The 13693-nt window shown below is 61.8% G+C and carries 13 protein-coding genes; 10 read left to right on the top strand and 3 right to left on the bottom strand.

From position 1 onward, the window contains the following. Nucleotides 1-95 precede the first annotated feature (95 nt). The 9 genes from G5306_RS07095 (at nucleotide 96) to G5306_RS07055 (ending at nucleotide 9088) form a co-directional block, all read left to right on the top strand. Nucleotides 96-650: a DUF3305 domain-containing protein gene (locus tag G5306_RS07095; protein WP_201988990.1), complete on the top strand. Its 555-nt coding sequence runs from the start codon at nucleotides 96-98 to the stop codon at nucleotides 648-650. Next, a complete protein-coding gene (locus G5306_RS07090) occupies nucleotides 643-1227 on the top strand; it encodes a DUF3306 domain-containing protein (protein WP_421312626.1) in 585 nt (194 codons plus the stop codon). The genes G5306_RS07095 and G5306_RS07090 overlap by 8 nt, the downstream gene beginning before the upstream one ends. Nucleotides 1228-1330: 103 nt before the next feature. Further along, nucleotides 1331-3070 carry a 4Fe-4S dicluster domain-containing protein gene (locus G5306_RS07085; RefSeq protein ID WP_421221343.1) on the top strand — a complete coding sequence of 580 codons (1740 nt, stop codon included), beginning with the start codon at nucleotides 1331-1333 and terminating at the stop codon, nucleotides 3068-3070. A gap of 10 nt (nucleotides 3071-3080) precedes the next feature. Next, the gene (locus G5306_RS07080; protein WP_075114851.1) at nucleotides 3081-3698 is read left to right on the top strand and encodes a TorD/DmsD family molecular chaperone; all 618 of its coding nucleotides are present in this window, start codon (nucleotides 3081-3083) and stop codon (nucleotides 3696-3698) included. 117 nt (nucleotides 3699-3815) lie between these two features. Then, on the top strand, nucleotides 3816-4019 hold the full coding sequence (locus tag G5306_RS07075) for a transcriptional initiation protein Tat (RefSeq protein ID WP_005303194.1): 204 nt from the start codon (nucleotides 3816-3818) through the stop codon (nucleotides 4017-4019). A gap of 23 nt (nucleotides 4020-4042) precedes the next feature. After that, complete coding sequence (locus G5306_RS07070) at nucleotides 4043-6919, top strand: formate dehydrogenase subunit alpha (RefSeq protein ID WP_108588385.1); 2877 nt, start codon at nucleotides 4043-4045, stop codon at nucleotides 6917-6919. Nucleotides 6920-6923: 4 nt separating this feature from the next. Beyond that, a complete protein-coding gene (gene fdh3B, locus G5306_RS07065; RefSeq protein ID WP_005334799.1) occupies nucleotides 6924-7550 on the top strand; it encodes a formate dehydrogenase FDH3 subunit beta in 627 nt (208 codons plus the stop codon). After that, a complete protein-coding gene (locus G5306_RS07060; RefSeq protein ID WP_005334792.1) occupies nucleotides 7547-8518 on the top strand; it encodes a formate dehydrogenase subunit gamma in 972 nt (323 codons plus the stop codon). Before fdh3B ends, G5306_RS07060 begins: the two co-directional genes overlap by 4 nt. Before the next feature lie 159 nt (nucleotides 8519-8677). Continuing rightward, nucleotides 8678-9088: a DNA breaking-rejoining protein gene (locus G5306_RS07055; RefSeq protein WP_236396759.1), complete on the top strand. Its 411-nt coding sequence runs from the start codon at nucleotides 8678-8680 to the stop codon at nucleotides 9086-9088. Nucleotides 9089-9175: 87 nt separating this feature from the next. Here G5306_RS07055 and G5306_RS07050 read toward each other — a convergent pair whose 3' ends face one another. Then, nucleotides 9176-9940: a substrate-binding periplasmic protein gene (locus G5306_RS07050; protein ID WP_236396761.1), complete on the bottom strand. Its 765-nt coding sequence runs from the start codon at nucleotides 9938-9940 to the stop codon at nucleotides 9176-9178. Nucleotides 9941-10214: 274 nt separating this feature from the next. Here G5306_RS07050 and G5306_RS07045 point away from each other — a divergent pair, with 274 nt between their 5' ends. Beyond that, nucleotides 10215-11930, top strand: coding sequence for an NAD-dependent malic enzyme (locus tag G5306_RS07045; protein ID WP_421312625.1), 1716 nt, complete (start codon nucleotides 10215-10217; stop codon nucleotides 11928-11930). A gap of 87 nt (nucleotides 11931-12017) precedes the next feature. Here G5306_RS07045 and G5306_RS07040 read toward each other — a convergent pair whose 3' ends face one another. Next, entirely contained in the window at nucleotides 12018-12359 is a 342-nt protein-coding gene (locus G5306_RS07040; RefSeq protein WP_421250481.1) for an RT0821/Lpp0805 family surface protein, read from the bottom strand. After that, nucleotides 12356-13693 (bottom strand): hypothetical protein, encoded by a 1338-nt coding sequence (locus G5306_RS07035; protein WP_421312624.1) that lies wholly within the window; start codon nucleotides 13691-13693, stop codon nucleotides 12356-12358. Before G5306_RS07035 ends, G5306_RS07040 begins: the two co-directional genes overlap by 4 nt.

Genomic DNA, 13693 nt, shown 5'->3' with positions numbered 1-13693 from the left:
TCCCATTGTTGGCCGTGGCCGCCCTGAATGTTCTGCTGTGAACCGCTCCGAACGGGGTGGAGCATGGAGGAGGGCGGCCCGGCAGAGACCTTCTGATGGGAGCCGTGACAGTGCAAGAGACAACCAATACCTTGCCCCCGCAGCGCTGGCTGCAACTGGAGTTAAAGGCCATCGACAGCCAGGTTGGCCGCTGGCAGAGCCGCCGTTTCGAGATTGCGGCGCTCCACCCCGCCGAACCTGAGGCAGCCGGTGCCTTGCCCCTTACCCTGTTTCGTGACGAGCGGGGGGATTATCGCTTCAATCTGAGCTCCGGCTCGCCCCGCCTTTTTGTCACCGGAAGCCGCGTGGACACAGGCTTTGTGGCCGATGGCCTGACCCTGAGCCAGACCGTGGCTGCCGCCTATATGGATGGCGAGCGGCAGGTGCTCTCCTGCCCGCTGCCCGAGGCGCTGCAAGCCTGGGTGGAGGCCTTTATCGGCCGCCACGGCGAGCTGCTGGAGGCCCGTCGTAAGGGCAAAAAGGGCAAGGGACGGGCGCAGGATCAGCTGGGTGTCGATACGGTAGATCAAGCCAGCTGTGGCGCCGTCAAGGCCACCGGCCCCGATGGCCGCGAGCGTGGCAGTGACAGCGGAAATCGCGCCCATGAGTGAGTTCCTTAAGCGCTGGTCGTCTCGCAAGCATCAGGCATTGCAGCCGAGGGAAGAGGCTATCCCCGAGGCGATTGCCGCCCCCATCGAAGGCAGTGGCGAAGGTAAAACTCCAGATACATCGCTGGATAGCCCCGTAGTCAGCACTGACAAGGGGAGTAGTGAATCCCTTGCCGTTGAGAGGCTGGAGAGTGGCGAGTCGCAGCTGAAAACTGCTCAGCCGGGCAAGGCCAAACTCCCCGACAGGGAGGCGCTGCGGGCCATGTTTCGCAGCCACAAGCCGGATGGGCTCGACGACTACACCCAGGATTTCAGCCAGCCCGAATTGCTGCCTGCGGCCTTGACCGCCGGGCTGCGCAACTGGCTGGTGGATCAGGTGATCGCCCCGGAGAGCGAATCGGCCAATCCGGCCAGCGGGTCTGCTGAACCGGTGGCGGTTGCCAGCGAACCTGCCGCCGAGCAACACGAGCTGGCTGATAACCATTCTCAAACCCACACCGACGTTCGGGACATTTTGGTTTCCCGTGGTGGACAAAATGTCCCAACCAAAGATGGGGAAATGGAACCCTCAGGATCCTGACTCCCTGTCAGTCACTTTTTTTCCGGGGGAGTTGGCTCGCCTCTTGCTCTCTCGGCTTACCAACAAGCGCCCATCCCATGAGGTGGCGCGCACAGGAGCGTATGTGAGCACTGAACAAACATTGCCAAATCTGAGCCCAAATCTGGCCCCAAATCTAGCCCGCGAGGCGGGGGCGACCGAGCATAACGCGCGCGCTCGCGCCTATGCCCTGCAGCATACGGTCAAGACCGACAACCTGATCCCGGCCACTGTCTCTTACCAGAGTCAGGGGCGCCTGCTGCTGGTCGGCCCGGAAGATTGCATTCGCCGCGCTGCCAGCCTGCTGCCCGCCGGGGTGAAGCCCACTCTGCTGGTGACCGAAGCGGTCCACGATGCCGAGGCGGCCGATCTCGAAGCCATTTTCGATGCCACCGCATCCCTCGCGGCCCTGACCCTGCGCGAGCCGAGCCTGACAGGGTATCTGGGGCAGTTCCAGCTCACCGGCCTCAATGGTCAGGGTGAGCGGGTTAATCTGGCGGCGCTCTGTTTTACTCAGCAGGCTGCGGAAAATGGCGAGCCGCGCTTTGATCTGGTGGCCGATCTGGGCCGCGTCCCGCTGTTTGCGCTGGAACGCCCGCCGGTCGGCTATCTGCATCTGGCCGATGATGTTGGCTTGGCCGAGCGGCTTGCCGAGCTCTGTGCGCTGACCGGTATCTTCGACAAACCTCGCTATTTTCGCCTCGACCCCGAGGCCTGCGCCTTTACCGCCCGCGGCGTACCCGGTTGCAGCCGCTGCCTCGATGTCTGCCCGACCGATGCCCTCAAGCCCATCAATGGTCGCATCCAGATCGATCCCCATCTCTGTCAGGGCTTTGGCAGCTGTGCCTCTGCCTGTCCGACCGGGGCGATTGCCTATCACCAGCCCGATGCCAACACCAGCGGCGACTACCTGCTGCGCTTGCTCAAGCACTACCGGGAGGCGGGTGGCGACGCGCCGCAGCTGCTGATCGCCGGTGAAAACGAGCGCGAATGGGTTGAAACGGAACTCACTGCTCTGCCTGCCAACTGGCTGCCGGTCTGGGTGGAGGAGAGCGCAAGCTTAGGCATCGAGAGCTGGTTCGCGGCACTTGCCTATGGTGCCAGCACGGTGCGTATTGCGCTGGTCGATGACGCCCCCGAAAGCGTCCGTGCACTGGTTGAGCGGGAACTGGCGAGCGCCGCCGTGCTGTTGGCGGGCGCCGGTCTCTCTGCCGATCGCATCGCTCTGTTTGACACTGATGCTGGTGAGCCTGTTTCCGGCCAGCCAGCCGTTGCCCTGCTGGACAAGCCGCTGAAAGGAGACAAACGGGAAAACCTGTTTGCTGCCTTCGATGCCCTCTGGCAGGCCAACGAAGGGAGCTGCGAGCCGCTGACGGTGCCCCACGGCGCCCCATACGGTAGGGTGGAACTCAAAGAAGCAGACTGCACCCTCTGCATGGGCTGCGTGGCGGTTTGCCCGAGCCGTGCCCTGCATGCGGTTGGGCACACGCCAGGCCTTAACTTTATCGAGCAGGATTGCATCCAGTGCGGCATGTGCGAAAAGGCGTGCCCCGAGCAGGCCATTGTACTGGTGCCTCGCCTGCAACCTGTGCCCGAGGCGCGCCGCGCCGTGCAGAGCCTGAAAGCCGAAGAGGCTGCCTGCTGCATTCGCTGCGGCAAGCCGTTCGCACCCGCCTCTATGATCCGCCGCATCCAGCAAAAACTGGCCGGTCACTCCCACTTCCAGAACGAGGCCGCCCAGCGGCTGCTGATGTGCGAGGACTGTCGCGTCAAGGATGTGTTTGCGGCGCTGGCGGCGGATCCCGTCTCCCAGCTCAAGGTATGAGGGGCCAGTGATGAGTGAACAACATAACGAAAAGGCTGGCGAACTGACCATGACCGAACTGGAACAGAGTAGCGCCGATCTCTACGCCCTGCTGGCAAGCCTCTGGCGCGCCGCCCCCCGTGGCGAACAGCTCGCCTGGCTGCAAGGGTTGCAGCCGATGCCGGGCCCCTTTGCCAGAGGGCTCGGGCTGGTGCAGCTGGCGGCCAGCAGCCACCACGAAAACGAGCTTGCCGAGGAGTATCAGGATCTCTTTATCGGGCTGGGGCGCGGGGAGATCGTGCCGTTTGCCTCCTGGTATCTCACCGGCTCATTGATGGAGCTGCCGCTGGCGGTGCTGCGCGCAGATCTGCAGTCCCTCGGTTTCGAGCGCCAGAGCGGAGTGTGCGAGCCGGAAGATCATCTGGCCGCCCTCTGTGAGGTGATGGCGGTACTGATTGCCGAGCAGCACCCGGAGCGCAACCGCTTCTATGAACGCCACCTTGCCCCCTGGGTACTCGCCTGCTGCCGCGATCAGCAACAGGCGAAAGGGGGCAGCTTCTACCGGGCGGTCGGCGCCCTTGCCGAAGATTTCTTCAAGCTGGAAAACGAATTGCGCCTGCCGTTTGGTGCCTGCGTGGTGCCGGGCTGAACGCCCTTATCAGCGCATAACAAGAGCTGCGCATAACAAAACGAGCAGACGAGATATCCCATTGGACGCGAAGCTGGCGCGCAGGCGCCAGCAAGAACAACAACAGAGGTCACAAGAATGAGCGATGAACAGCTGAAAGACCCGTCTCGCCGCAATCTGATCAAGGGAGTTGGCGTGGTCGCCACCATAGGCGTGCTAGCCGGTGCCACCGGTCGGGTGGTGGGCAAAGAGGTGCTGACCCACGACACCGAGCCTGACAAGGGCTATCGGGAGACCCCCCATGTTCACGACTTTTATCGCACCCTGCGCGGCACCGACTGAGCCGGATCAGTGAAGGAGAACTCATGAAACTGACAAAACGTGCCGAGCAGCCCCAAGTGGGCGAGCAGGGCAATGAGGCCATTCGCGGTCAGGGGCTGACCCGTCGCGCCTTTATGGTCAACTCGGGTCTGGTGGCCGGTGGCGCCGTGGCCGCCGGTTGGCTGGCGCCAGCCATGATGCAGCGGGCCGAGGCCAAAACCGTGGCGGCCGACGTGCCGGTCGAGGTGAAGCGCACCATCTGTTCCCACTGCTCGGTGGGCTGCGGCGTCTATGCCGAGGTGCAAAACGGCGTCTGGACCGGTCAGGAGCCGGCGTTTGATCACCCCTTCAACCTTGGCGGTCACTGCGCCAAGGGGGCGGCCCTGCGCGAGCACGGCCACGGTGAGCGTCGCCTCAAGTACCCGATGAAGCTGGTGGGTGGCAAGTGGCAGCGCATCAGCTGGGATCAGGCCATCGAAGAGGTGGGCAACGAGGTGCTGCGCCTGCGTAAGGAGTCCGGCCCCGACAGCGTCTACTGGCTCGGCTCTGCCAAGCACTCCAACGAGCAGGCCTACCTGTTTCGCAAGATGGCGTCGCTTTGGGGCACCAACAACGTGGATCACCAGGCGCGGATCTGCCACTCCACCACGGTCGCGGGTGTAGCCAACACCTGGGGCTACGGTGCCATGACCAACAGCCTGAACGACATGCACAACAGCAAGTCGATCATGTTTATCGGCTCCAACCCGGCGGAGGCCCACCCGGTCGCCATGCAGCACATCCTGCTGGCGAAAGAGCGCAACGGCTGCAAGATCCTGGTGGTTGACCCGCGCCGTACCCGCACCGCCGCCAAGGCGGACATGTACCTCTCATTGCGCCCGGGCACCGACGTCGCCTTTATCTGGGGCATGCTGTGGCACATCTTCAAGAACGGTTGGGAAGATAAGGAGTTCATCCGCACCCGCGTCTACGGCATGGACGAGGTGCAAAAAGAGGTGGCGCGCTGGACCCCGGCCGAAGTGGAGCGGGTGACCGGCCTCAACGAACAGCAGGTCTATGGCGCCGCCAAACTGCTGGCCGACAACCGCCCCGGCTGCGTGGTCTGGTGTATGGGCGGTACCCAGCACACCACAGGCAACAACAACACCCGTGCTTACTGCATCCTCGAACTGGCCCTCGGCAACGTGGGCAAGAGCGGAGCGGGTACCAACATCTTCCGTGGCCACGACAACGTACAGGGGGCCACCGACTTTGGCGTCACCTCAGACTCCCTGCCCGGCTACTACGGGCTGGAAGAGGGCTCCTGGAAGCACTGGGCCCGGGTGTGGGACGTCGATTACGAGTGGATCAAGGCACGTTTTGACAACAAGGCCTACAACGGCAAGCTGCCGATGAACAACAACGGCATTCCGGTCTCCCGCTGGGTGGACGGTGTGCTGGAGAACGCCGATCTCATCGAGCAGGGCTCCAACATCCGCGCCATGTTCTACTGGGGCCATGCGGTCAACTCCCAGACCCGCGGCCCGGAGATGAAGAAGGCGATGCAAAAGCTCGACATGATGGTGATTGTCGACCCGTATCCCACCGTTGCCTCGGTGATGAACGATCGCACCGACGGCGTCTACCTGCTGCCGGCCACCACCCAGTTCGAAACCTATGGTTCCGTCACCGCCACCAACCGCTCCATGCAGTGGCGTGACAAGGTGATAGAACCCCTGTTCGAATCCAAGGTCGACCACGAGATCATGTATCTCCTGAGCAAGAAGCTCGGCTTTGCCGACCAGCTGTTCAAGCACATCAAGGTAGAGAACAACCAGCCACTGCTGGAAGACATCACCCGCGAATACAACCGCGGCATGTGGAGCGTGGGCTACACCGGCCAGAGCCCGGAGCGGCTCAAGGCGCACCAGCAGAACTGGCACACCTTCCACAAGACCAACCTCAAGGCTGAAGGGGGCCCGGTCAGTGGCGAAGTGTACGGTCTGCCGTGGCCCTGCTGGGGCACCCCGGAGATGAAGCATCCCGGCAGCCACATTCTCTACGACACCAGCATTCCGGTGTCGGAAGGGGGCGGCGGTTTCCGCGCCCGCTTCGGTATCGAGTATCAGGGCGTCTCGCTGCTCGCCGAAGACTCCTGGCCGAAGGGGAGTGAGGTGGAGGATGGCTATCCCGAGATCACTGCCGACCTGATGAAACAGCTTGGCTGGTGGGATGAACTGACCGAGGCCGAGAAGAAAGAGGCCGAGGGCAAGAACTGGAAGACCGATCTCTCCGGCGGTATCCAGCGGGTCGCCATCAAGCATGGCTTCGTCCCCTACGGCAACGCCAAGGCGCGCTGCGTGGTGTGGACCTTCCCGGATCAGGTGCCCAAGCACCGCGAGCCGCTCTACACCCCGCGCCGCGACTTGCTGGCCGACTACGCCACCTGGCCTGATTCGAAGAGCCTGTGGCGCCTGCCGACCCAGTACGCCTCGGTGCAGGAGAAGGATGTCAGCAAGGAGTTCCCCATCATCCTCACCTCCGGCCGTCTGGTGGAGTACGAGGGGGGCGGCGACGAGACCCGCTCCAACCCCTGGCTGGCTGAACTGCAGCAGGAGATGTTCGTCGAGATGAACCCGGCGGATGCCAACGATGTCGGCGTGCGCGACGGTCAGGACGTGTGGGTCGAGGGGCCGGAAGGGGGCCGGGTCAAGGTGAAGGCGCTGGTGACCCCGCGGGTCAAGCCGGGGCTCGCCTTTATGCCGTTCCACTTCGGCGGCCACTTCGAGGGCAAGGATCTGCGATCCAAATATCCGGAAGGGTCTGACCCCTATGTGCTGGGGGAGTCGGTCAACATAGTCACCACCTATGGTTATGACCCGGTCACCCAGATGCAGGAGACCAAGGTCACCCTGTGCCGTTTTCGCAAAGTAGGAGCCTGATCCCATGGCCAGAATGAAATTCATGTGTGACACCAAGCGCTGCATCGAGTGCAACGGCTGTGTGACGGCGTGCAAGAACGAGAACGACGATGCCCTCGAGTGGGGCATCCAGCGCCGCCGGGTGGTAACCCTCAACGACGGCCTGCCGGGTGAGACCTCCATCTCGGTCGCCTGCATGCATTGCACCGATGCCCCCTGCATGGCGGTCTGCCCGGCCGACTGCTTCTATCACACCGACGATGGCATAGTGCTGCACAACAAGGATCTCTGCATCGGTTGCGGCTACTGCCTGTTTGCCTGCCCGTTCGGGGCGCCCCAGTTCCCGAAGACCGCCGCCTTTGGCGATCGGGGCAAGATGGACAAGTGCACCTTCTGCGCCGGCGGCCCGGAAGAGGATCACAGCGAGGCGGAGCGCCAGAAGTACGGTGCCAACCGCATTGCCGAGGGCAAGCTGCCCATGTGTGCCGAGCTTTGCTCCACCAAGGCACTGCTGGCAGGGGATGCGCAGGTGATCTCCGACATCTTCCGCGAGCGGGTTGCCTATCGTGGTGCCAAGGATGCGGCTTGGGGTAATGGCGATGAGCTGTTCCACGATGCCAGCAAGCTGAACAAGCAGGGAGGGGCGGCATGAAAACCTGGCTAATGGCCCTGTTTGCTGCCCTGCTGCTGGTGAGTACCGCAAGTTTCGCCGATGCCGAGAAAGAGGCGGTCGGCTTTGCCGGCGCCGATTACTGGCGGGCGGTGAAGGATGGGCAGGAGGGGGTGACCACCTCCCGCTCGCCGGAGCACGGGGTACTTATCTCGGTGCCGGGCCAACTCTGGTTCGAGGTGAAGACCAAGTGGGTGTCGCCGCTCGGTGCCATCGCCATCTTCGGCTCCTTGGCCATGTGCGGTCTGATGTACCTGGTGGTGGGGCAGACCAAGCTCTCCAAACCGCGCACCGGGCGCAAGCTCAAGCGCTGGAGCAGGCTGGATCGGGCGCTGCATTGGACCACGGCGGCCATGTTCCTGACCCTCTCCGGGTCGGGGCTGGCCATCATCTACGGCAAGTACTTCATCAAGCCGGTGGTGAGCCTCGGGGTGTGGGAGAACTGGATCTGGTTTGCCAAGGTGTTCCACAACTATGTGGGGCCGCTCTTCTTCCTCTGCCTGATGGGGGTGCTCATCAAGTGGTTCCGCCACAACATCGTCAACATGGTGGATGTGCAGTGGTTCATGAAGTTTGGCGGCATGCTCGGCAAGCACAAGGGAAGCCACCCCTCGGCGGGCTTCTCCAACGGTGGCGAGAAGGCGATCTTCTGGTTGCTGATCTGGTTTGGCGGCATTGTGGTGGCGACCGGGTTGTTCCTCGATTTCCCCATCTTCGGCCAGCTGCGCCGCCAGATGGAGTGGGCCAGTTTTATCCATATCGTAGGCGCCTTGATCCTTATCTGCGGCTTTATCTTCCATATCTACATGGGCCTGTTCCAGCTGGAAGGGGCGCTGGAGGGGATGGTGACCGGCGAGGTGGACGAGACCTGGGCCAAGGAGCACCACGACCTCTGGTATGAAGAGGTGAAGCACACCCTCGATGAGCCCAAGGCGGGGAAATCAAGCTGATGGTCGACAAAGAGTAAAGAGAAGGGGCGCTGCGGCGCCCCTTTTGATGGCGGGTCGATGGTGATGGCAAATTGATTGAACGATGCCGCAAACGGCGATGGTTTTTTGGGCCACCTTGAGCAACAGTAACAGGGGTTCCATTCACACAAGGGATGACAAATGATGAGAAAAGCATGGCTGGCAGCGGTATGTGCATCTGCGCTCTTCGGTGGTATTGCGGGCGTGGCGCAGGCGGCTGACGGGATCAAGACCCAGCAGGTGCAGTTCAAGAAGGGGGAGTCAGGGGCGACTATCAACGGCACTATTCAAGGTAGCCAGACCCTCGATTACAAGCTGACGGCCAACAAGGGCCAGAGCATGGTGGTGATCCTGACCGGCAAGCCCTACTTCAATATTTTGCCGCCGGGCAGCAAGGGGGAGGCGATCTTTGTTGGCTCGCGTGACGGGAACAACTTTGAGGCAACCCTGCCTGCCAAGGGCACTTATACCATTCGGGTCTACCAGATGGGGGCTGCCGAGAGCAGCAAGGCCAAGACGTCGTTCAAGCTGGAGGTGGGCATCAGCGGCTAATGCCGGCCGCTGACAAGCATCACAGAGGTGGTGGCCACAAAGGGCCGCCACCGTTGTTTTATCCCCTCTGTTTTTGCCTCGCCAAGGTCAATATTCCCCCCGGGCCAGCCGCTCGAAGTAGCGCTGATAACGTCCGCTGGCGATGGCCTGCTGCAACAGCTGATTGAACTGATCCCGCAGTTTGGCTGAATCCGGCATCTTGCGCGGGAACATCACGAAGCTGTCGTTGCGCAGAAAAGGGGTCTGACTGTGGGTGATGAGTGCCGCGCTGGCGGGATCGAGCTGGCTCTGCAACTCGGCCAGACCGACTCGCAGCTCTTGCGGATAGAGGTCGATCCGCCCGCGCAGCAGCTTGCCGAAATTCTGTTTCACGTCGGTGACTTTCTGTTGGGTTACCTTGCCATCGGCCACCATCTTGTCCAGCTCGGGCCCGTAGCTATAGGCGATATCGCCCCCCAACCGCATGCCGATGATCTGCTCAAGGCGCTCGGCTTGCAGTTGCCGTGATTTGAGGGAGAAGAAGACAAACTGCTCCTGCAGCACCGCTTCGCTGAACAGAAAATCCTGCTCCCGCTCCGGTTTGTGCATCCAGACGGCGGTGGCGTCGTAGAGCTGGCTGTTGGCCGCCAGCGAATAGACCCGACCCCAGGGGGCGAAGTGGAACTTCACCTCATAGCCCGCCTCCTTGAACAGATCGCTGATGAGGTGGGCCACTGGCCCGTGCTGTTTTGACTGCTCGGAGACAAAAGGGGGCCATTCACCCACGATGATGTTGAGCACCCGGCCCGGTGCGGCGAGAGCCGACTGGCAGGTCAGAAATAGCCACAGAGCAAGCAGCGGGATCAAGCGCATGGCAGAAAGAAGGGGACGCAGGCTGGCAGAGGCGAGGGCATCAGGTCACTCCCGGCTGTGATGCGGTGAAAGGGGCTGGGTTGCCCGCAATGCTAACATGAGTCTCATTCCTTGCCGTGGAAATTTGTCTCGCCGGGGTCGCCGGGCGCCTATTTTGGCCGCAGGGTATGCCCAAGCTCACAAAACCGATCGAGTAAACGTCATATGATTGATTTCATTATGAGTCTTGCTCTCCTGCCGAACGGCAATTTCACGTAAATCAAAGAGAATGACTATGGCTACCGGACAATATCTGCTGTGGAAAGATGCACAGGGACAGGATTTTCGCCCCGTTGCACTGACCGGCACTGATCTGCTTAACAATCGATACCTCAACAAGGGCACGGCCTTCACCGAACAGGAGCGGGCCGATTTTGATCTCGATGGTTTGCTGCCGCCTCAGGTGCAAACTTTTGAAGCCCAGCTCGAGCGAGTGTATGAGGGGTTCAAGAGCGCTTGCAGCGATATCGAGAAGTACCAGAACCTGCGTGCCCTGCAGGATCGCAACGAGACTCTCTTCTATGCCCTGTTGTCACGCCATGTGGAGGAGATGACTCCCTACATCTATACCCCGACCGTGGGCAAGGCGTGTCAGGAGTTCAGCCACCGCTTCCAGAAGCCCCGCGGCCTCTACATTACCCCGGACAACGTGGATGACATGGGCAGTCAGGCCCGTCACTTCGATGCCAAATCGATCCGCATCATAGTCGTCACCGACAGCCAGGGCATTTTGGGGATCGGCGACCAGGGTGTTGGCGGCATGGGCATCCCCATCGGCAAGCTGGCGCTCTATACTCTGGGGGCCGGTATTCACCCCGCCTGCTGTATGCCCATCGCGCTGGATGTGGGCACCGATAACCAGAAACTGCTCGATGACCCCATGTACCTTGGCCGCCCCCACAAGCGCATTCGCGGCAAGGAGTATGAGGAGTTCATCGACAAGTTTGTGCAGGGGGTCAAGCGCCACTTCCCCAATGCCGTGCTGCAGTGGGAAGACTTCAGCAAATCCAACGCCTTCAACAATCTGGCCCGCTACCAGCAGGCACTGCCGTCATTCAACGATGACATTCAGGGCACCGGTGCCGTGGTGCTGGCCGGTATTATCGGCGCGGTCAAGGTCAAGGGGGAGACCCTGGGCCAGCAGAACTATCTGGTCTACGGCGCTGGCGCCGGTGGGGTTGGTGTCGCGGATCAGATCTGCGCGGGGATGATCCGCGAGGGGATGGATCCGCAGGCGGCCCGCGATCGCATCTACATCCTGGATACCCAGGGGCTGGTGTGCGACAACCGGGACGGGCTCGACGAGTACAAGCGTCGCTACGCCAAACCTGGGCTGCTGTTGGCGGGTTGGGATACCGAGGTGCCCGGCAAGGCCAATCTGGCCGATGTGTTGCGTCATGTGCCCATTACCGTGCTGCTGGGTACCAGCGGCTCGGGCGGTGCCTTCCAGGAAGAGCATATCCAGCTGATGCTGCAGCATTGCGAGCGCCCCATGGTGTTCCCGCTCTCCAACCCGACCGCCAACTGTGAAGCGCTGCCGGAGGATATCTACCGCTGGAGCAAGGGCAAGGCCATCGTCGCCACCGGCAGTCCGTTCAAGGATGTGCACTACGAAGGGCAGGAGTTCCGGGTCGGGCAGGGCAATAACGTCTTTATCTTCCCCGGTGTAGGTCTGGCGGCCATCGTCAGCCAGATCCGCGAGATCACGCCCGATGTCTTCACTACCGCCGCCTTTGCGCTGGCCGAGTGCGTGAGTGAGGTGGATCTGGCGAAAGGGGCCGTCTATCCCCGCATTCGCGAGCTGCGCAGCATCTCGGTGCATGTGGCGACCGCCGTGCTCAAGGATATCGTGCGTCGGGATCCCTCCCACCCGCTGATCGGTCAGGATCTGCAGCAGCATATCCTCAACCACATGTGGGAGCCGGTTTACCTGCCCTATCGTCGGGTATAACCGCGTATTCACCGCCCGGATAACGGGTCGGAAAAGATGACAAGGGGGTAGCGCTGCTACCCCCTTTCGTTTATCCCGTGGCATTCACTAAGTTCGCAATGGCCGCCAGCGCCCTTGCTGATTGCGACAGGCGGTATCCTGCCACTGCTGGCTCGCCTTGCCGATATAGAGTTGCTCGCGATAGTCGCGACACCACTCCCCGCTGGTATGGCGGAAGGTGCGCAGCGGGGTGACGCTACCCGAGTGACGGTTAGCTGGATTGAACCAGGTGAGGCTTTGGCCTTTGGTACGGGTTTCCAGCGCCTTGGCGAGGGCCTGATTGGCCAGTTGAACATCTGCCTTATCCATCTGATGGTAAAGCGGCGGGGTGTCGATCGTGGCGCAGCCAGTGAGGCCGAGCAGGAGGAGTGGTAACAGATATCGCATCATGGTTGCCCCTGTTGGCGAAAGCCGTTGTTGAGCAGCACCCGCTCCTGCTCATCGGTAAGCACTTGCTGGCGATCATCGATCGAGCCATCGCCCCTGAGTTTGTTGCCATTGGCATCGACGGCATCCACACCGTTATCATCGACCGTACCATCGCCCCTGAGCTTGTTGCCGTTGGCATCGACGGCATCCACACCGTTATCATCGACCGTACCATCGCCCCTGAGTTTGTTGCCGTTGGCATCGACGGCATCCACGCCGTTGTCATCGACTGTGCCGTCACCTCTGAGCTTGTTGCCATTGGCATCGACTGCATCCACGCCGTTGTCATCGATGGTGCCGTCACCTCTGAGCTTGTTCTCGTTGGCATCGACGGCATCCACACCGTTGTCATCAACGCCATTGCCAAATCCGCGGCCACCCCCATGGCGTTCTCCCCCTGCATGTTTTTCTCCACCAGCATGCCGTTCACCTCCACCATGCTGCTCTCCGCCGGCATGCTCGCCTTGGCCGCCACTGTCATCGCTGCCCCCATCGCTGTCGCTGCCACCGCCGCTGTTGCTGCCCCCACCGCTGTCGCTGCCACCGCCGCTGTTGCTGCCCCCATCGCTGTCGCTGCCACCGCCGCTGTCGCTGCCTCCGCCGCTGTTGCTGCCTCCGCCGCTGTTGCTGCCTCCGCCGCTGTTGCTGCCTCCACCACTGCTGCCCCCACTGCCACCATCGCCATCTTTGTTGTGAACGATCAGCTCATTGGCGATGTAGCTGTGGCTGCCATCGAGCAGCAGATTGAAGAGTGCGGTAGTGGGAGATGCCTCGATCCAGCAGAGTGACTCAACCAGCAGTAATTCCGGCTGGGGTTGCAGGGCCAGATTGCCCGTCACCATGACAGGTGCCGGGCGACACATTATCTGCATGCCGGTAAATAGCGGCAGCACTGCCAGTTGCGGGTTTTCGGTTCGTGTCATGGCCGGTGAGATGGCTGCCCAGCCCCGCGTGGTCAGCAGAGGGTGTTCTGCGGTAAAGAACGGGGGCAGATCATTGATCCCGTAGAGTCTGCGTTTGCCCAGTATGACCCGTTCGACCGCCAGGATCCGGTTACTGCCGCCGTGTTGATCCAGCACTCGTTCACCGACCCGGAGCGTCTCTATGGGGCGGGTGGAGCCATCGGCCATCGTGATGCGAGTGCCGGCGATAAAGCAGGACTTGGCATAGGCCTGATTCATTTGCCACTCATTGTGGGCGAAATCATAACTGAACGGGTTTGCAAACAGGGCGAGTGCGATGGCCGAGCCAATAAGCAATCTGCGCTGGCTGGCCTTGAATGGGGGCTGTGACAT

Source organism: Aeromonas sp. 603404, from assembly GCF_049171775.1.
GTDB lineage: Bacteria > Pseudomonadota > Gammaproteobacteria > Enterobacterales > Aeromonadaceae > Aeromonas > Aeromonas veronii_A.
The sequence above is the reverse complement of the archived record's forward strand: the minus strand, read 5'-3'. Positions and strand labels throughout refer to the sequence as shown.

Coding starts and splice junctions, on each gene's coding strand:
- G5306_RS07070 (WP_108588385.1), top strand. CDS start 4,043: ATGAAACTGACAAAACGTGCCGAGCAGCCCCAAGTGGGCGAGCAGGGC.
- G5306_RS07055 (WP_236396759.1), top strand. CDS start 8,678: ATGATGAGAAAAGCATGGCTGGCAGCGGTATGTGCATCTGCGCTCTTC.
- G5306_RS07045 (WP_421312625.1), top strand. CDS start 10,215: ATGGCTACCGGACAATATCTGCTGTGGAAAGATGCACAGGGACAGGAT.
- G5306_RS07035 (WP_421312624.1), bottom strand. CDS start 13,693: ATGTCACAGCCCCCATTCAAGGCCAGCCAGCGCAGATTGCTTATTGGC.
- G5306_RS07080 (WP_075114851.1), top strand. CDS start 3,081: ATGAGTGAACAACATAACGAAAAGGCTGGCGAACTGACCATGACCGAA.
- G5306_RS07090 (WP_421312626.1), top strand. CDS start 643: ATGAGTGAGTTCCTTAAGCGCTGGTCGTCTCGCAAGCATCAGGCATTG.
- fdh3B (WP_005334799.1), top strand. CDS start 6,924: ATGGCCAGAATGAAATTCATGTGTGACACCAAGCGCTGCATCGAGTGC.
- G5306_RS07050 (WP_236396761.1), bottom strand. CDS start 9,940: ATGCGCTTGATCCCGCTGCTTGCTCTGTGGCTATTTCTGACCTGCCAG.
- G5306_RS07075 (WP_005303194.1), top strand. CDS start 3,816: ATGAGCGATGAACAGCTGAAAGACCCGTCTCGCCGCAATCTGATCAAG.
- G5306_RS07040 (WP_421250481.1), bottom strand. CDS start 12,359: ATGATGCGATATCTGTTACCACTCCTCCTGCTCGGCCTCACTGGCTGC.
- G5306_RS07060 (WP_005334792.1), top strand. CDS start 7,547: ATGAAAACCTGGCTAATGGCCCTGTTTGCTGCCCTGCTGCTGGTGAGT.
- G5306_RS07095 (WP_201988990.1), top strand. CDS start 96: ATGGGAGCCGTGACAGTGCAAGAGACAACCAATACCTTGCCCCCGCAG.